Source organism: Cohnella hashimotonis (genome assembly GCF_030014955.1).
In the GTDB taxonomy this organism is placed as follows: Bacteria; Bacillota; Bacilli; order Paenibacillales; family Paenibacillaceae; genus Cohnella; species Cohnella hashimotonis.
Genome location: NZ_JAGRPV010000001.1, coordinates 6,665,583 through 6,684,127, shown reverse-complemented (window position 1 = coordinate 6,684,127; position 18,545 = coordinate 6,665,583). Strand labels below are relative to the sequence as shown.

Annotated in this window: 13 protein-coding genes; 8 read left to right on the top strand and 5 right to left on the bottom strand. The window is 60.2% G+C overall.

Annotation, left to right across the window (positions count from 1 at the left end):
• Positions 1-93 precede the first annotated feature (93 nt).
• The 4 genes from KB449_RS26630 to infC all read left to right on the top strand — a co-directional run bounded on the left by KB449_RS26630 (position 94) and on the right by infC (position 5,496).
• Entirely contained in the window at positions 94-1,335 is a 1,242-nt protein-coding gene (locus KB449_RS26630) for a DUF445 domain-containing protein (RefSeq protein ID WP_282911262.1), read from the top strand.
• Between the two features lie 199 nt (positions 1,336-1,534).
• Positions 1,535-3,511 (top strand): ATP-binding protein, encoded by a 1,977-nt coding sequence (locus KB449_RS26625; protein ID WP_282911261.1) that lies wholly within the window; start codon positions 1,535-1,537, stop codon positions 3,509-3,511.
• A 206-nt stretch (positions 3,512-3,717) separates the two neighbouring features.
• Positions 3,718-4,980 (top strand): acyl-CoA dehydrogenase family protein, encoded by a 1,263-nt coding sequence (locus KB449_RS26620; protein ID WP_282911260.1) that lies wholly within the window; start codon positions 3,718-3,720, stop codon positions 4,978-4,980.
• A 24-nt stretch (positions 4,981-5,004) separates the two neighbouring features.
• Positions 5,005-5,496, top strand: coding sequence for a translation initiation factor IF-3 (infC, locus tag KB449_RS26615; protein WP_282911259.1), 492 nt, complete (start codon positions 5,005-5,007; stop codon positions 5,494-5,496).
• A gap of 699 nt (positions 5,497-6,195) precedes the next feature.
• Here infC and KB449_RS26610 read toward each other — a convergent pair.
• The gene (locus KB449_RS26610; RefSeq protein WP_282911258.1) at positions 6,196-7,272 is read right to left on the bottom strand and encodes a sulfate ABC transporter substrate-binding protein; all 1,077 of its coding nucleotides are present in this window, start codon (positions 7,270-7,272) and stop codon (positions 6,196-6,198) included.
• A gap of 424 nt (positions 7,273-7,696) precedes the next feature.
• On the opposite strand from KB449_RS26610, the gene KB449_RS26605 reads away from it, so the two are divergent.
• The gene (locus tag KB449_RS26605) at positions 7,697-8,722 is read left to right on the top strand and encodes a sulfate ABC transporter substrate-binding protein (protein WP_434082525.1); all 1,026 of its coding nucleotides are present in this window, start codon (positions 7,697-7,699) and stop codon (positions 8,720-8,722) included.
• A gap of 62 nt (positions 8,723-8,784) precedes the next feature.
• Positions 8,785-10,212 carry a WG repeat-containing protein gene (locus KB449_RS26600; RefSeq protein WP_282911257.1) on the top strand — a complete coding sequence of 476 codons (1,428 nt, stop codon included), beginning with the start codon at positions 8,785-8,787 and terminating at the stop codon, positions 10,210-10,212.
• A 53-nt stretch (positions 10,213-10,265) separates the two neighbouring features.
• Here KB449_RS26600 and KB449_RS26595 read toward each other — a convergent pair whose 3' ends face one another.
• From KB449_RS26595 to KB449_RS26580, 4 genes are all read right to left on the bottom strand, one after another.
• Positions 10,266-10,715: a hypothetical protein gene (locus KB449_RS26595; RefSeq protein ID WP_282911256.1), complete on the bottom strand. Its 450-nt coding sequence runs from the start codon at positions 10,713-10,715 to the stop codon at positions 10,266-10,268.
• Between the two features lie 186 nt (positions 10,716-10,901).
• Positions 10,902-11,381 (bottom strand): copper amine oxidase N-terminal domain-containing protein, encoded by a 480-nt coding sequence (locus KB449_RS26590; protein ID WP_282911255.1) that lies wholly within the window; start codon positions 11,379-11,381, stop codon positions 10,902-10,904.
• A 117-nt stretch (positions 11,382-11,498) separates the two neighbouring features.
• Positions 11,499-14,786, bottom strand: coding sequence for a DEAD/DEAH box helicase (locus KB449_RS26585; protein ID WP_282911254.1), 3,288 nt, complete (start codon positions 14,784-14,786; stop codon positions 11,499-11,501).
• Positions 14,787-15,307: 521 nt separating this feature from the next.
• A complete protein-coding gene (locus KB449_RS26580) occupies positions 15,308-15,610 on the bottom strand; it encodes a hypothetical protein (RefSeq protein WP_282911253.1) in 303 nt (100 codons plus the stop codon).
• A gap of 232 nt (positions 15,611-15,842) precedes the next feature.
• On the opposite strand from KB449_RS26580, the gene KB449_RS26575 reads away from it, so the two are divergent.
• Together KB449_RS26575 and KB449_RS26570 are read left to right on the top strand one after the other, a co-directional pair.
• On the top strand, positions 15,843-17,705 hold the full coding sequence (locus KB449_RS26575; protein WP_282911252.1) for an LTA synthase family protein: 1,863 nt from the start codon (positions 15,843-15,845) through the stop codon (positions 17,703-17,705).
• Positions 17,706-17,727: 22 nt separating this feature from the next.
• Positions 17,728-18,414, top strand: coding sequence for a phosphatase PAP2 family protein (locus tag KB449_RS26570; RefSeq protein ID WP_282911251.1), 687 nt, complete (start codon positions 17,728-17,730; stop codon positions 18,412-18,414).
• The last annotated feature ends 131 nt before the right edge of the window (positions 18,415-18,545 follow it).

Here is an 18,545-nt window from a genome sequence, read left to right as displayed (position 1 = left end):
GGAGAAGACGGGAAAAACCCGTACTTCCCCGTCCGTTCTCTTTTTGGGTATCATATATACATAGAATATTGAAGCCGAAGGAGTCTACCGAACATGCCCGGACAAGCTAAGCATACGGCTGCCATCTCTCTTGGCATCATGGGAGCGGGATTCCTGGCCACGTTCCCGGTCGGAGGCTGGGGCGGCGCGCTGCTCCACGGCGGCTTCGAAGCGGGACTCGTCGGCGGACTTGCCGACTGGTTCGCCGTCACCGCCCTGTTCCGCCATCCGCTCGGGATTCCGATCCCGCATACGGCGCTGCTGCCGCGCAACAGGGACAAAGTCGTCCGCTCGCTTATCCAGGCGATCGAGACGGAGCTGCTCACCAAGGAGAGCATCGTCACCAAGACAGCAGAGTTCAAGATCGGCGAGCGGCTGCTCGATCTGCTGGAGACGCATCGCGAGGACGCCGCCGCCGTGGCCGTTCGCGTGAGCGAATTCGCGCTGGAGCGGCTGCCGATGGACCGGATCGTCCCGATGCTCGCCCGCGCGCTCGAATCGAAGCTGCGCGAGCTCGATACGGCCGGCCTGCTGCGCAAGATCAGCGACGAGGCGCTTGCGAGAGGCTATGAAGAAAAGGCGCTGGCCTTCCTGATCGATAAGGCGGGCGGCCTCGCCTCCCGCGAGGAGACGCGGCGTCAGCTCGGCGTCATCGGCGCGGCTGCGCTGCAGAATCTGCAGGTCGGCGGGCTGATGGGCTTTGCCGTGAACGCGTTTATCTCCTTTATGGATGAAGAGAAGATCGGCGGTCTGCTGCAGAACGCGATCGTCGGCACGCTGGCGGAGATGCAGCAGAGAGAGGACCATCCGCTGCGCGAGATGCTTCTTGAGACGCTGCGGGGGGCCATTCGCAATCTGCCGGAGTCGCCTTCCGTATTGGCCGAGCTCGAAGGCTGGAAGGCGCGGCTGGCGGAAGGCGGGGCGATCGAGCGGCAGCTGTTCGGCTGGCTGGAGGGGCTGCGCGTCAAGGCGCTGGACTTTGTGCGCGAGCAGCGTTTCACCGACGATTATGTATTGCCGGCTATCTCCGGCCTGCTCGCCAGCCTCCGGGCCAACCCGCAGGTGATCGAGCTGTTCCAGACTTGGGTGCAGGAGCGGATCACAGGCTTCGTCGAGCGCAATCACTGGAAGATCGGCAAGCTCGTCAAGGAGAATATCGACAAGCTGGACAACGACGCCTTGATCGAGATGATGGAGGACAAGATCGGCGGCGATCTGCAGTGGATTCGAGTGAACGGCGCCGTCTGCGGGTTTCTCATCGGGCTGGCGCTGGAAGGCATTAATTTGCTCGCTTGAGGAGGTTGACGTCTGAGCCGCCGTTGCTCCGACTGTTCGTCCCATATGCGTATAGGCAGGCGCGATCGCGTGACGGTCGCGTCTATTAACGGTTTCATGCAACTATTATTGCAGCGTATCCGCCGAACAACCGTTCAACCGCGTACAGGGTGGAACGATTTGTTATAATGGAGTCAAGCTCCCCAAGAGGCGGTGCACCATGAACGATATCAGCGCTTTTCTACGAACCTTTTTTATCAACGTCAGCACGATGCTGACGCTCCTTTACCTGGCCAGCTTGCTGTATAAGTATGTCGTCTATAAATGGAGTCCGGCATGGAAAGAAACGTTGTTTATCGTGCTTGCGATCGTGTGCGGCTGGACGACGATTCGGTTCGCGTTCCACTTTTCCGATACGGTCATGTTCGACATGCGCTTTTTGGCGGTCATCGTGGCACCGCTTTTCGTACGGAACCGGCTGTCGATTCTGGTGATCGGACTAGGTATCGGGCTTGCGCGATTGTCCTTCGGGTTAAATCAGGCGGCGCTTGTCGGCTGCCTCAACGTCGTCGCGATGAGCTCGCTCGTCCTCTTTATCCTCTGGCTGTCGCGTCGCAGGCGCTGGCCGGAGCTTCGCAAGATGGTCACGATCATCATATCCGTCAATATGGGCAATGTACTGTTCATCGCGCTGTTCGGCATCATCCCGCGCAGGCACTATCTGGTCGATATCGCGCCGGGCACCTTTCTTATCAGCCTTTTCTTAAGCTTCGCCTTCATGTTCATCCTGCGGGAATTTATGTCGGAGGACAAGCGCTCGCACAAGCTGAAGATTTACACGGCACGTCTGGAAAAGCAATACCGCATCTCGGAGGAAAAAGGGCGCTCGCTCGAGCAGGCGAAGCAGGAGCTGGAGACGATGTATGCCCAGGTGCAGGCTGCATCCCGCTATAAATCCGAATTTCTCGCCAATATGTCGCACGAGCTGCGGACGCCGCTCAATTCGGTGCTTGTGCTGGCGCAGCTGCTCGAGGAGAACATCGACGACCGGCTCAGCGAAGAGGAAGTGGGCTACGCCCGCATCATCCATCACTCCGGCAAGGAGCTGCTCGGCCTCATTAACGACGTGCTGGATCTGTCGAAAATCGAGGCGGGCCGGCTCGAGCTCGACCGTTCGGTGTTCAGCGTGCGCGAGCTCCTGGGCCAGATGGATGAGCTGTTCCGGCCGATTGCGGCACGCAAGCGGCTGTCGTTCACGCTGCGCAGCGAGCCGGACGTCCCCGATTTTTTACATACGGACGAGCAGCGGTTGAGGCAGATTGTCAGCAACCTGTTGTCCAACGCCTTGAAGTTCACGCAAGAAGGCCATGTGCGCTTTGCCGTATCGCGCGTACACGAAGGCGGACTGCTGGCGGAAGGCGGCTTGGCCTTCGAGGTCGAGGATACCGGCATCGGGATCGCGGCGAACAAGCAGGAGGCCATATTCGACGCCTTCTTCCAGGCGGACGGCTCGATCAGCCGCGCATACGGCGGGACCGGGCTCGGCTTGTCCATCGCCAAGCAATTCGCGGTGCTGCTGGGCGGCGATATCCGCCTCGAGAGCGAGCTGGGCCGCGGCAGCCGGTTCACGCTGCTCCTGCCATGGCCGGCGCTGGTCACCTCGGCCGCGGATACGCTGGCGCCGCCGGGACGGGATTCGGCCGCGATGGAACAGGCCGCGTCGCTGGAGGAATCCCGTCTGCAGGCGCCTAAGTTGCAGGAGGGGGGACGTCCTGCGGCGTCCGGCACGTCATCCGGCGTACCTGCGGCGCATCATCTGCTGCTCGTGGACGACGACGAGCACAACGTCTATTCGCTGCGGGTCGCGCTCGCGGCAAAGGGCTTCGGCGTCGTGACCGCCTCCTCCGGGGGCGAGGCGCTGGGTCTGCTGTCCGGCAACGCGACCATCGATCTCGTGCTCATGGACATCATGATGCCCGGCATGAGCGGCCTGGAAGCGATAAGCAGGATCCGGGCGATGCCGGGTCGCAAGGAGCTGCCGATCATCGCCCTCACGGCGAAGGCGTTCGCGGAGGACGGCGACGAATGCCTGCAAGCTGGGGCGGACGGCTATATGTCCAAACCGGTGAACGTAAACGAGCTCGTCCGGGAGATCGGCGTCCGCATACGAGAGGGAAGGGCGAAAGGGAAGGCTTGAGGGGAGATATTGAACAGCTTTGGCGTGAAGCTGCGGCGGAGCGGTCGTGTATAAGAATTTTGCATCATCGCGGGTGAATGCGATGACCAGCAAGATCAGCAAGACCAGCAAGACCAGCAAGACCAGCAAGACCAGCAAGACCAGCAAGACCAGCAAGACCTGCAAGACATGGATATCGGCTAACCTGGAAAAGCGGAAGACAGAATATGGCGCGGCATGGAGAATGGGCGGGACTGGTTGGAGAAGGGCAGCATGAAAAGAGACAAGCCTTTAAAGGGAACAACGAATCGGGGTGGCACGCAATCATGGGGGAAGCGGGCAAGGGCATTACGGAGTCGCTGCTGGCGCAAGTCGGGGAGGTGGCGGCTGTCATTGAGCGCGACGGCCGGTTGCCGCCGGAGATCCTGGAGCGCATTTACGAGGAACGGCTGTTTAAGCTGTTCGTACCGGACGAGCTGGGCGGGCGTATGACCCCGCTGCCCGAAGCCGCGCGTATATTCGAGCAAGCGGCCTACGCCGACGGCAGCTTCGGCTGGCTCGTGACGATCGGTTCGGGCGGCGGCTTTTTCGCGGCGACGCTGCCGGAGGAGACGGCCGGAACGCTGTTCGCGGACCGACGTGCGGTTATAGCGGGCAGCGGCCATCCGACAGGCGTCGCAAAGGCGGTGCCGGGCGGCTATCAGGTGAGCGGCAGCTGGAAGTATTGTAGCGGGGCGGGGTATGCCAGCTTTTATACCGCAAATTGTATCGTGAAACGGAACGGGAATGCGGAGCGTCCGGAAGACAATGACGCTGGTGCAGCTACTGCTTCTGATACTGGAGCTGGTGCTGGTGCTGATACTCGTGCTGGTGCTCCTCAAGCGCCGGAGATTCGATCTTTCGCCTTTTTGCCGGAGCAGGTGGAAATCGTACGGGACTGGAACGCGATGGGGCTCCGGGCAACGGAAAGCCACACGATTCGTGTCGCGGACGCGTTCGTGCCGGAAGCGCGAACCTTCGATATCGTGTCCGAGCCGAGGTACGAAGATCCGATCTACCGCTATCCGTTTTTGCCGTTCGCGCAGGTTTCGTTTGCTGCGGTCGTTCTTGGGCTGGGGAGGCGTTTCCTCGATGAAGCCGCCGCGCTTGCGGATGCGAAGCGAGTCGAGTGGGACCGCGCTTATGCGGGCAGATACGGACGGGCGTCCGATGCGATCGCGGGTCGGAGAAGGCTGCTGGCGGCGGCTGCCGACCGGTTTAATGGAGAGACCGAATCGTCCTGGCGGACGTTTGCCGATACGCGCGTGCTGCCGGATGAAGAAGTGCGGCGGGTTGGCGACGCTTGTGTCGAAGTGGCCCGCTCGGCCGTTGCAGCCGCGCATGAGATATGGCCGAAGCTGGGCATGACCGCGCTGATGCAGCGGGAGGCGGTCAATCGCGTGTGGCGCGATCTTCACACGGCTGCGCAGCATGGCGTGCTGAATCTTTAAGGCGTGAAAGGGGAGACAGGCAGCATGCTTTTGATGAACGAAAAAATAAAAGCCTCCGAGGTTGCGCTGACGGGACTGCAGGGGGAGGATCTGGGCATCGTCGGACGGGATGCCGCGCTTGCGATGGCGAAAGAAGCGAAAGCGGACCTCGTTTGCACTTCGCTGCTCAGCAGCCCGCCGCCGTGCAAGCTGACGGCCCGAGGCGCCGCCAAGCAGTCGGCCGCGCAGGAAAAGAAGGCGGAGCGGATTCAGGGCGGCGCGGTCAAGACCAAGGAACTGCGGCTAACCGCGCAGATCGAGGAGCACGACTACGAGACCAAGCTTCGTCAAGCCGAGAAGCTGCTGACTTCGGGATACGCCGTGCAGCTCACGGTCAAGCTGGCAGGCGCCAAAGAAGGCGAGCGCGCCAAGGCACTCATCGAGCGCATGCTGAAGGAGCTCGCGCAGCATGGCTCGCGCGAGACGGGAATCCAAGTCAGCGGCAAACAGGCCGCTGTGAAGGTGAATCCGGCCTGATCGCTTGGAGACGGCGGGGGCCTCGATGGCGTGGAACGCAGCGGCGTAGAGCCAAGCGTCTGCCGCAACGAAGGCTATAGCTCGTTCTCACGCGAATAGGACGATCGCCTGCTGTACGGCAGGCGATGCGCTCATCTCCAGTAGACCGCACAATACAACGAACATAGGAGCTGTCCCATGGTCAGAAAATGACCGAGGGGCAGCTCCTTTGCTTTTCATCTATCAGACTTGCCCAGCCTGAACTGAGGAGCATGTCCTGCGTATAAGACCAGCGCAATTTTGCGCTATTGTCCCGTATCCACGTTAATGGCGAGGGATCGGACGGAGGTCGGTGATAGCGTATAGCGCAATTTTGCGCTATTGTCCCGTATCCACGTTAACGGCGGGGGATCGTGCGGAGGTCGGTGATAGCGTATAGCGCAATTTTGCGCTAATATCGCGTATCCACGTCAGCGGCCGGGGAACGGGCGGAGGTCTGCGATAGCGTATAGCGCAATTTTGCGCTAATATCGCGTATTCACGTTAGCGGTGGGGGAGCGGGAGGAGTTCGGCAATAGCGTATAGCGCAAATTTGCGCTAATATCACGTATCCACGTTAGCGGCGGGGGAGCGGGCAAGCGTTAGGTGGTCGCGCGAGCGTTATTCACGTGGCGCGGCCGCGCCACATGATTTCTTATGTATCCCGCCCCCAGCCCCCGCTCACTTCCCGGTCAGCTGCTCGAACAGACCGCCGCTGGCGAATTGGGCGCTATTAAGATCCTCCCAGCCCGTGAGGTTGTCGTCGACCGTGAGCACGGTCGTCTCGGGGAACTGCGACGCGAACTGCTCGGCGATGGACGCGAAGCGTGGGCGGTAGTAATGCTCCGCGGCGATCTGCTGCGCCGGCTCGGTGAACAGAAAGTCCGCGTAGCCGTTGGCCGCTTCGCGCGTGCCCGCTTCCGTCGCGTTTTTGTCGACAACGGACACGATCGGCTCGACGGCGAGCGTCACGGGCGGCACGACGACGTCGATCTTGCCCTTTGCCTCGCCGGCGGCCAGCGCAAGCGCCCGCGCCTCCGTCGTCAGCCAGACATCGCCCTCTCCGCCGAGAAAACGCGCCTGTGCGGCCGTTTCGTCGGTATCCAGCGCGCCGGCGTTTACGTACACGTTTTTTACGAACGATTTCGCAGCTTCCTCGTCGCCCGCTTGATCGAAGGCATAAGCCCACGCTCCTGTGTAGGTCCACCGGGCATCGCTATATGTCTTCGGGTTTGCAGCCACGAGCTTCAAGCCCGGTGCCGCGATGTCGTCCCACGTCTTGATGCCTTTCGGGTTGCCGGTGCGGACGGCGAATGCCACTGTCGTGTAGAAGGGGGAGCTGTTGTAGTCGTACCGCTGCTGCCAGCCCTCCTCGACGAGGCCCGCTGCCTGGATCGCGTCGATATCGGTGCCGATGCCCAGCACCGCGAAGTCGGCCTTTAGCGTGCCGCCGTTTACGGCGTCCTTCTCTGCGGAGGAAGGTCCCGTCGTCTGCTTGACGGAGGCGTCTTGCCCGGTTTTAACCTTCCAGTCGGCGGAAAATGCATCGTTTAACGCGGCGAACAGCGACTCCGTTCCGTCCGGCGATACGCCGTTTAGCGTAAGCGCCTTGCTGTAGTCCGAGCTGGCGGTCGGCGATGCGTCCGCAGCGGCGTCCATCGGCTTGCCGTCGCCGGAGGCGCAAGCGGACAAGGCGAATGCGGACGTAATTAGCATTGCGGCCGAAAGAACAGGAAGTCTTCTTTTTCTTTTAATCATTGATATGACGCCCCTTCAAGCCCTGAAGTTAATTCCAATTGGAAAAATAGGTTTAACGGAGCGATTGTAGCAATTTCAGCTGAAAAGTGTCAATAGAGAAATGTAAAATAAAGTTTATAAAACCTAGTTGACAGGTTGGAATAATGGGATGTATGATCGATCCAAGAAATGGATTCACCTACCGGACGACCGGAGGCCCGATATGCATTTCTCCGCCGCAGACCATCAGCGCCCAACGGGCGTCAGGCTGCGCCCTTCGATACGGTGCCAGGCAGGCCATTCACGCCGCTGTATGGCCGATCGAAGGGTACTGAGGACGAACGGACGCACATTCGCGTCGCTCATCTTCTGCGTGCGGAGAAGCGGATCGCGGCCTCTTTGTTTTCCGAAAACAACCAAATGGGGACAAAGGGAGAATGCAAAGATGAAGAGAAGTTTGCAAATCGCCATGTTCGTAATTCTGGCGTTCGCGCTGACGACTTCCAGTGCGTTCGCAGTCGTATCGAAGAAAAACGAAAAGAAAAGCATCACGCTGCTGAACGTATCCTACGATCCGACGCGGGAGCTGTATGTGGATTACAACGCGGTATTCGCGAAGTATTGGAAAAAGAAAACCGGCCAGACCGTTACCGTCAAGCAATCCCACGGCGGCTCCGGCGCGCAGGCCCGCTCCGTCATCGACGGCCTCGAAGCCGATGTCGTCACGCTGGCGCTGGAGTACGACGTCACGGCGATCGAACAGAAGGGCCTGATCAGCAAAGGCTGGCAAAGCCGTCTGGCCAACAACAGCGCGCCGTACAAGTCGACGATCGTCTTCCTCGTGCGCAAGGGGAATCCGAAGGGCATCAAGGACTGGGACGATCTCGTGAAGAACGACGTCAAGGTCATCACGCCGAATCCGAAGACGTCCGGCGGCGCTCGCTGGAATTACCTGGCGGCCTGGGCCTACGCGCTGAAGCATAACAACAACAGCGACGACAAGGCCAAGGCGTTCGTCAAGGAGCTTTTCACGCACGTTCCCGTTCTCGATACCGGCGCCCGCGGCTCCACGACGACGTTTGTAGAGAAGGGCATCGGCGATGTGCTGCTCGCCTGGGAGAACGAAGCTTATCTCGCGAAAAAGGAGTATGGCGACAAGTTCGAGATCGTCACGCCGTCGCTCAGCATTCTCGCCGAGCCGACCGTAGCCGTCGTCACGAAAAACGTGCAAAAGCACGATACGCGCCAAGTCGCTACCGCCTACCTGGACTACCTGTATACGGAGGAAGGCCAGCGCGTCGCGGCACGCAACTTCTATCGCCCGATCAACCCGAAGGTCGCGCTCGAGTATTCGAAGCAATTTCCAAAGCTCAACCTGGTCACGATCAAGGACTTCGGCGGCTGGGATAAGGCGCAGAAGACGCACTTCGCAGACGGCGGCACGTTCGACCAGATCTATCTGAAAAAATAAGCCGGCGCGACAGCGTTCACGCTCGACCAGCAGTCATCTTCCAATATGAAGGGGTAACCGAGATGTTCCATAGCCGCAGCATCCAACAACGTATCGCCAAAACCGCGCTCGCCGTCGCCATCGGCGCGCAAGCGCTCGCCTTCGCCGCAGCTCCGGGCGCCTACGCGGCGCCTGCCGCGAAGCCTTATGTGTCGGTGGACGGCACGAGCCAGCAATCCCTCTGGGCGCCCGTCACGAAAAACGGCGCGACGTACGGACCGCTCGCAGGCGTCTCTGCCGCGCTGGGCGCAGCCGGCAAGTACGATGCCAAGACGAACACGATCTCGATCAAAAAAGGCAACCGCCTGATCATTCTTCAGCCCGAATCGAAAACCGCCAAGGTGAACGGCGTAAAGAGCGCGATCGTCGCGGCTCCCGTCCTCATCGGAGGCGTGCCATACGTGCCGCTGCGCTTCGTTGCCGAATCGCTGGGCGCTTCGCTCTCGTGGAACGCTGCGGCCGGCGCCTATGAGGTGAATACGCGACTGCATCCGTTCACCAAGGAAGGCTACACCTCGTTCGTCAACGTCTACGGAGAGTCCGTCATCGGCGCGACGTACGGCACGGCGAGCGCGTTCAGCGGCGGACTGTCGCTGCTGCAGCAGGGCGACGCGTTCGGCTACGAGGATCGCGGCGGCAAGATCGCGATTCCGGTGCAATACAGCAGCGCGTACGACTTCTCCGACGGACTGGCGCTCGTAACGTCGAAGGACGGCACGCAGAACTACATCGACAAGTCCGGCAAAGTCGTGCTGAGCCCGGCTTACGACGAACTGTTCGACTTCTCCGAAGGATTGGCGGCGGTACGCAGCGGCGAGAGCTTCGGCTACATCGACACGACGGGCAAGCTCGTCATTCCCGCGCAGTACGAAGACGCCTTCTACTTCAGCGGCGGTCTCGCGGCCGTGCAGATCGACGGCAACTACGGCTTTATCGACAAGACCGGCAAGCTGGTCATTCCTGCGAAGTATCAGTCCGTGTCCGACTTCAAGGAAGGCCTGGCGCTCGTATCGACGCTTGTAAGCACCGAAGCCGACGGCGTCGAGCAATCGACCGGCGTGTTCGGCTACCTGAACGCGAAAGGCGAGTGGGCGATCCCGGCGCAGTACGAGGAGGGCTACTCCTTCAGCAACGGACTTGCCGCGGTCGTTAAGGACGGCGTCGTTCAATTCATCGACAAGACCGGCAAGACGGTTTTCGAGACGGACTATGACGACGTCGGCGACTTCAGCGAAGGCCTGGCGGCGTTCGAGCAGGACGGCAAGTACGGCTATATCGACAAAAAAGGCGCGGTCGTCATCGAGCCGACGTTCGATCAGGCGGATTCGTTCAAGGACGGACTGGCGCATGCGATCAAGGGCGATTGGGAAGGCTTGATCAACGCGAAGGGCGCGTTCGTGGCGAAGAAGGCTTACGTCGCTCCGGTAGAAGAGGAAGCTGCAGCCAAATAATATTTTAAAGAAGTCTCGTCCCAAGCGAATTCGGTTCGCGGGATGAGACTTTTTTATTTTGACGGCCCGCCATTCGATCGCGAGGAAATGCGGAGCTTTTTTCTTTTGTCTTGCGAGGCGAACCAGGCCGGAGACGCTTTTTCCGGGCTTGAAAATCGAACGTTCGAAAAAGCCGCTTCGCTCGCTGCGGAAGGCTGGCGTAGCGAGGAAGGCGGTCGTGAGGCGCTGAGCCTGTTTGCGATGTCCCATGCGAGACGCTGCAGCTCGTCTAGCTTTACGGCGATCTGAGCCGCGCCGGCCGCCGCGTCCGCGAGCGGCTTGGCGCTCGGGGGCGTTCCGGCGCTGACGTGGACGTCGTCGGCAATCGCGCACGTGGAGAGTTGCAGATGCAGTGCCGCTGCCCGAATGAAGCCGGCGATCGCGGCTTCCTGCTTTTGCGCGGCTTGCCGCATTGTCTCTTCAAGGAGCAAACGAAGCGCTTGCCTTGTCGTTTCGGTCGTCATGCAGACACCCGCTTTCCCTCACCGTAAATAATAAACGCAAGATGCTTGTTTGAGCCTATGAGCGGCGTCCATTCCGTTAGAACTAATCAACCAGGAGCAATCTTATGACGGTTCGCGCCCATGACAAACAGGCACCCGCAGGGGTGCCCGTCTTTAACGGTATTCCTGTTTCATTGGATTTACGATTTACATCGTCATCTGCACGATTTTCTTCTCGTTATCGTACGATGCGACCTTCCAGCCCAACAGCGTTCCGATATCGCGAAGCGGGACGACGACGCGGCCGTTTTTGACGGTCAGCTTGGCGTTCAGCGTTTTTTCTTCGCCGTTGAACACGTATTTGTCGGAGCCGATCGTGAACGTGTACGTATCCTTGTTGTTGCTCTTTTTCATGTAGATCGTCTTCTTGCCGTTGTAGTTGATGCGGGCGCCGGACTTGCCGGCGATGACCGCGAACGGCACGAACGTCACGCCGTTCTCGATGTAAGGCGTCGTGTCGAGCTTCTCCACGCTGTCGTCGATGCCGATGTTGTAGTTGCCGACCTGGAACCACAGCTTCGACGGCATCGGCGCAGTATCCTCCGCGTAAGCGGCGGCGCCTGTGGCGGACAATGCGATGGCGGCGCCGAGCAGCAGCGCGGCGGTCTTCTTCATGGGCTGTTTCATGAAAAATCACTCCTTAGTAGGATGATATGTACTACGCCAGTGTTAGTGGCGAATATTTCATGAATTTTATACCCCGAAGTTTTGATTTGCAATCAATATGAGACAACAAATATTGGATTAAATGTTCAGCAGCTCGCGAATCTCGTCTTCGGTCATGGCGGAGAGGCTCTCTTCGCCCGGCTGGATGACCTCCGCGATGAGGTCGCGTTTGCGCTGCTGCAGCTCGACCATCTTTTCCTCGATGGTCCCTTCCGCGACGAGCTTGATCACCTGCACGACGTTTTTTTGCCCGATCCGGTGCGCCCGGTCCGCCGCCTGCTGCTCGACCGCGGGATTCCACCACAGGTCGTACAGGATGACCGTGTCTGCGCCGGTCAGGTTCAGGCCCGTGCCGCCCGCGCGCAGCGAGATCAGGAAGATGTCGTTCTCGCCCTCGTTAAACCTGCGGCACAATTCAACGCGCTCTGCCGCCGGCGTCTGGCCGTCCAGATAGAAGCAGGGCAGGCTCCGAAGCGACAGCTCCTCGCGGATGATGGCGAGCATGGAGGTGAACTGTGAAAACAGCAGGATTCGCTTGCCCGCGTCCAGCGCGTCCCCGACGATCTCGAGCAGCTGGTCGAGCTTGCCGGAGCTGCCGTCATAGCCTTCGACGAACAGCGCGGGATGGCAGCAAAGCTGCCGAAGCCGCGTGAGCCCGGCCAGAATGCGCATGCGGCTTTTCTGGAAGCCTTCGTGCTCGAGCTGCTGCAGCGTCTCGGTTTGCAGCTTGGAGAGGTACGCGACGTACAGCTTTTTCTGGTCGTCGGTCAGCTCCGAATGCTGCAGCGTCTCGATCTTGTCCGGCAGCTCCTTGAGCACGTCGCGCTTCATCCGGCGCAGCAGGAAGGGACGCACGCGCTTCGCCACGAGCTCGCGGGAGAGCGAGGCGAATTCGCGCCGGCTGCCGAACAGGTCGGGGAAAACGGCGTCGTATAGCGACCACAGCTCGTCGAGCGAATTCTCGATCGGCGTGCCGGTCAGCGCGAAGCGAATGCCCGCCTGAATGCGGCCTACAGCCTGCGCGGTCTGGGTCGCGTGGTTCTTGATTGCCTGCGCTTCGTCAAGGAAGAGACAGTAGAACTTCAGCTCCCCGTACAGCTCCATGTCGCGGCGCAGCAGCGGGTAGGAGGTGATCACGACGTCGGCGTCCTCCATGCCGGAGAGGGTGCCCAAGCGTTCCTGCTTGTCGCCGGCCGCCATCCGGACCCGGAGCCCGGGCGCGAAGCGGGAGAGCTCGTGCTTCCAGTTAAAGATAAGTGAAGCCGGCGATACGATCAGCGCGGGACGTCCGGAGGCACGGATCTCCTCTACGACGGATGCGATGAAGGCGATCCCCTGAAGCGTCTTGCCAAGGCCCATGTCGTCCGCGAGCACGCCGCCGAACCGGTAGTGCGCGAGCGTGCGCATCCACTGGTAGCCGAACTTTTGATAGTCGCGCAGCGTTGCCGTCAAGCTGTCCGGAATCGGGAAATCGAGACTGTCCGGATTGCGCATATTGTCGAGCAGCTCGCGCAGCGCCCGCGTGAGCCTGACGCTGCCGCCGCGAACGTCCGCGTCCATGAGCGGCAGGCCGCGCACGGCCGCCAGATCGAGCCGCGCGCCCTTGATCTCGGACTTGCGAATGCCCATTTCGTCCATGAGCCGGGAGATCTCGGCATAGCTTGCGTCCTCTAGCGAGAGCAGGCCGCCGCCGGACAGGCGGTAATAAGGCTTCTTTTCGACCAGATTGCGCAGGATGTCGCGGATCTCGTCGTCGTCGATGCCCTCGACGTCGAAGCGCACCTCCAGCCAGGAAGCATGCGCGTCGTAGTCGATCGTCATGCGCGGCGCAGGGGGCAGGTCCTGGATGAGCCGCCGCAGCGGCGCCGTCGCGCTCACCTCGACGAGCCGCTCGAGCTCGGGCAGCAGCCGGTACTGGAACCGGTAGATGAGGTCCTCCTCCTCCAGATACAGCTCACTGCCGTTATATTTGAACGAAGCGCGCTCGATCAAGGCCATGATCCGATGCTCGGTGTCGACGTCGCGCACGAGAATCGCGTCATTGTCGATGGCGTCGCGCCGCAGCGGACTGTCCGCCTGCAGGGCGTTGATCTCCTTGTCGCCGTACCGGTAAGTGAGCCGGGCGAGCAGCCTGCCGTTCAGCCAGTCGAGATCGAGCCGCGCCGCGAGCGGCGGGCTGACGATGCGGTCCGCGATCGGCTGCGCGATGTCGACGCGCCCGATCCGCTTGAGCGAAGGGACGACGCGGTCCAGGAAGGACTCCATCTGGGCGGGCGCGATCAACGCTTGCTTGGCCGGCTTGTAGGCGAACATTCGCTTGAGCTCCTCCAGCCGCCGTATCGTCGCATCGCCCGTGCGGTGGAGCGTTCCCTCAGCCAGCACGCAGCCGTAGTTTTCGAGGATGACGAGCTTCTCCAGACCCCGGATGTCCAGCCGGTAGCCTTCGAGGTCCTCGGCGCTGTCCAGCTCGAAGACGAGGGGCAGCGGCTCCTCGGTCACGGTGACGACGTCGGCGGTCCGCATGCCGTACTCGAATCGGACGTTGGCGCGCGCGAACAGCGGCAGCAGGTCCTCCCAGGCTAGCGGAGGCAGGATGAGCAGCCGGTCCATCGCGAAGGCCGTGCCGCCGGGCGCCGCGCGGAAGGCGTCGCGGTAGGCGGCCTCGCTACGCGCAACGACGATGAGCTTGTCGACGATCTCGCGGTCCTCGGGCTTGAAGACGTGAACGGCGGGATCGTAGACGAAATGCTTGGCGAACACGCATGATTGCCCGAGCTCGATCCGTTCGAGGAACTCCTTGAGCTTGGGCACGACGTACAGGCGCCTGGGTCCGACCTTCATCTCGATGGCAAGCAGCGGAGAGCGGGTGTTCTCGGTCACGGCCTTGCAGATGAACTCGACGTCGAGCGGGACGATCTCCCCGGCCTCGGTCCCGTTATCCTCGTTCGCTTCGGCCGCCCCGGCGGGACCGTCGAACAGCGAGATCAACCCCTTTGTGAAAAGCAGGTCGCGGGTCGGGATCAGCGCCTCCCGCTTGGCCGCGGGCATCGCGGGAAAAGGACGCTCCTCCGGCTCGGGCGCCCGCTCTTCGTGGAGATGGATCAGCGTGGCGGCGATATGCTCGCAGTAATATTGCGAATGCGCGGCCGAGCAATCGCACCTTGCGTCGACGATGCCGGAATCGCCCAGGTCGATGCGCACGGTGCGGCGTCCCTCGGCGCCCCATACGTACGCATCGTACCGGCGTTCGTCCTTCTGCTCGTCGGCCGCCATCGCCTTGCCCGCTTTATCCAGCTTCATGCCGCGCTCGTACGCGGTTTGCCCGCACAGCAGCTTGATCTGCTGGAGGGACGGATGATAAATCATGCTTAAGCTTCCTTCCCCGCGGCAGCGCGCGCGAATGGTAATATTTCATTATACCACAGGCACAAACGCTTTTAGACGGCGCTCCTTCCCGTTTGCATGTTATACTGACAAGAAAGCGCTTTTACAAAAAGGCATATGAGACGTGGCTTATCAAAGCGGCGATTCTCTTCGTGAGTGGTCAGCCGCATTAACGGTCAAGCGTATGAAAAGTCAGCCTTATCAAAAATCGACCTTATTAAAAATCAACGTTATTTATAATCAGCTCTACTAAAAATCTGCCTTATCGATCGTTAACCGAAGGAGCATCGTTCACGAATCGGGACGGATATGCGTTGACCAGGCCTACGGCGCGCTGGGAGGAAGGCATGCTGTGCGGCAACGGCATGATCGGGGCGAGAGTGATGTAATCGGAATCGTTCTTAAGCTTTATCCAACGCAAAGAGCCCCCGCGCCGTAATCCGTAATCGGCGGAGGGCTCTTTGCGTGCGGCCGGACAGCGTCAGTTCAGCCTGAAAGCAGCGTCAAGCCTGCTCCCTGAGGCCGACGATATGAACGAGCTGCGGCGTCGACACGACCTTGATCACATGATGCGCCTTGTCGTACTCGACGCTGCCGGAGCCCGCGCTCGCCGTCTTCTCCGCGCCTAATACGTAGAAAAGGTCGTCGGCCAGCGTGCGGATGCACACGTCCTTTTCCGCCTGGGTCAGGTCCGCCCACTCCTGCGCTTCCATCTCGAACGTATCGTAGCAGTCCGGAATGGTCGCCAGCGCCTGGGAGAGCTCATCCAGAATCTCGTCGTAAGGTCTTGTATATCGAATGGCCACGTTCGCACACATCCTTTCGTTATGTCCACATTATAGCTTATTTTTTCCACGCGCGAAGCGTGCGGCAGGCCCGATTCCGGCGGCGGCTGGCAATTGCATGCATCGCTTTATTTGAAGGCTGCAAAGGACTATAATGATGAAGTTGATTTGGGTCGGCTTTTACGTGCAGTTTACATTTAGTCGGCATTTTTGGCATGCGGTGTATATTAAATAAAGGGACGGTCTTGCGTTTATGATGGCATGGCAGCGGGTGCGGTTTTGGCTTACGAAGCCGTTTGTGTTGTTTTCCCTCTTGATGATTCTGAAAATGTACCTGGCCGGGTACGTCATCTTCGAGGGCTGGCGGCTGTGGCTGCCGCTCGCGACGGGCTTGCCGTCCGTATGGGTCGTTTTCTGCCTGATCGAGCTGCTCGCGCCAAGGCGCAAGCTCGGCTTGTATCTGACCGCGAACGGCGTGCTGACATCGGTCTATTTTGCCGTGATTATGTATTATAAATATTTCGGCGTCATCGTCACCTACCATGCGCTTCAGCAGGTGAACCAGGTCACGGAGGTCAAGGGGAGCGTCTTCTCGCTGCTGCATCCTTACTTCTTGCTCATCTACACCGATTTCGTCGTTCTGCTGCTCCTGCTGTGCGTGAGCAAGGCGTTCCGCGCCTGGGGGCGCGGACTCAAGATCCGCGAGCGGCGCAGCGTGCTCTCCGTCATCGGCGTGCTGTCGCTGGCTGCGTGCATCTTCACCGTCTGGCCATACCGGCATAGCATGAACGAGGTTGTGCAGGCGGAAAAGATGGGCATCATCAATTACGAGGTCTATGCCGCGTTCGCGCCCTCCAAAGACGAGCAAGTCGACGTCTCGGGCATCACGCAGGCGCAGATCGACCAGCTTAAGGGCTACGTGCCGCCGTCCGGCACGCCGCTTTATTGGGGCAAGGCAAGCGGCAAAAACGTGCTCGTCGTCCAGATGGAGGCGCTGCAGAACTTTCTCGTCGGCAAATCCGTCGACGGCCAGATCATCACGCCGAATCTGAATGCGCTGGTCGGCGAGAGCCTCTACTTCGACCGCTTCTATCAGCAGGTCGGACAGGGGAATACGGCTGACGCAGAGTTCGTGGTGAACACGTCGATGTTCGTGCCGAGCCACGGAGCGGCTTCGCAGGAGTACGCAGACAAAGAACTGCCCGGCATGCCGCGCTTGTTCGGCGCGAACGGATACGATACCGCGACGTTCCATACGAACGACGCCGTGTTCTGGAACCGCACCGCGTTGTATCCGGCGCTCGGCTGGCAGACGTATTACGATAAAAAGCTGTTCGGCGACGAGGACACCGTCATGTTCGGCGCCTCGGACGAAGTGCTGTACGCCAAGTCTACGGCTAAGCTGGCCGAGATGGCGGCGAGCGGCAAGCCGTTCTACGCGCAGTTGATCTCCATGTCCGGCCACCATCCGTACAAGATTCCGTCGCGCAAGTACAAGATGGAGCTTCCGGAGCGCTTCAAAGGCACGCTCGTCGGCGATTACATCCGCGCCCAGAACTATGCGGACTTCGCGCTCGGCGAGCTGATCTCCGACCTGAAGGCGCGCGGGTTGTGGGACGACACGACGGTCGTGCTGTACGGCGACCATCAGGGTCTGCCCATCTACTCGCTCACGTCCGGCGAGAAGAAGCTCATGAAGGAGATGCTCGGCCGCGATTACGAGCTGACCGACATGCTCAATATCCCGCTGCTGATCAAGCTGCCGGCTGGCGCTGCCGAACATCGCACGATCGGCACGCTTGGCGGACAATCCGATATTTTCCCGACGGTCGCGAATCTGGCGGGGCTGTCGATGTCCGATCATCTTCATTTTGGCCAAGATTTGCTCAATTCAACCGGCAACATGCTGCCCGAACGCTATTATTTGCCGACGGGCTCCTTTATTGACGACAGCGGCATGTTCATCTCCGGCACGGGCTTCGAGGACGGGCGCACGCTCGGCTTCAAGGACGGCGGAGAGACGCCGGGCGGCAACAGCCGCACGAACTATGACAACGCGATGAAGCTGCTCAGCATGTCCGACGGATACGTGCGTTCCCTGCCGGAACGCAAGTAGCGGAACGGAGGAGGGGTCGATCATGAATACAAATATAAAGGCGTACGCCAAAAGGTTCGCGCCGCTGCTTGCGATGCTGGTATTTCCGGTGCTCGGGTTGATGTATGCGGCAGTGAATCGGGTGGACGGCCGCGTGTGGAATCTCGTGACTCCGCTGGACCGCGCCGTTCCTTTTATCAAGTGGTTTGCGCTGCCGTATTCGGTGTGGATCGTGTTTATCTACGTGTGCCTGCTTTACTTTTTCGTCAAGGACGTGCGGACGTTTTACCGGGGCGTTATCACGTATACGTTGTGCGCGCTCCTTTGCTATTTGATTTACAGCGTTTTTCAGACGACCGTGCCTCGGCCGCAGCTGAGCGGCAGCGACCCGTTCACGCGGCTGGTGGCCTACATTTATAACCGTGATCAACCGTTTAACTGCTTTCCGAGCATCCATTGCTTCTCCAGCTATATGGTCTTCCGCATCCTCGCCAGCAGCACCTTCAAGACTCGACGCAGCCTGACGCTGGTCGGCATCGGCTCGGGGCTGATCATCCTGTCGACGCAGTTCATCAAGCAGCACGTGGTGCTCGACCTGATCGCCGCAATCACGCTCGTCGAGCTGGTGCTGCCGGTAGTCGTGCTGGCCGAGCGCTGGTTCGCCGGAGATGTATCGGTGGCGAAGCGCGAGACCAAGCAAGCTGCGAAGAGCACTTATTATAGCTCCTGATGAAAAGAAAAAAGCTGCAGCTCCCATCCTGCGATGGGGTTGCAGCTTTTTTGTATGACAGCGATAGATTGCAGCCGGGAAAGGTGGAGCCGGAGTCGGGGGACGTCTTGCCATGGTGGTTGGCACATCCG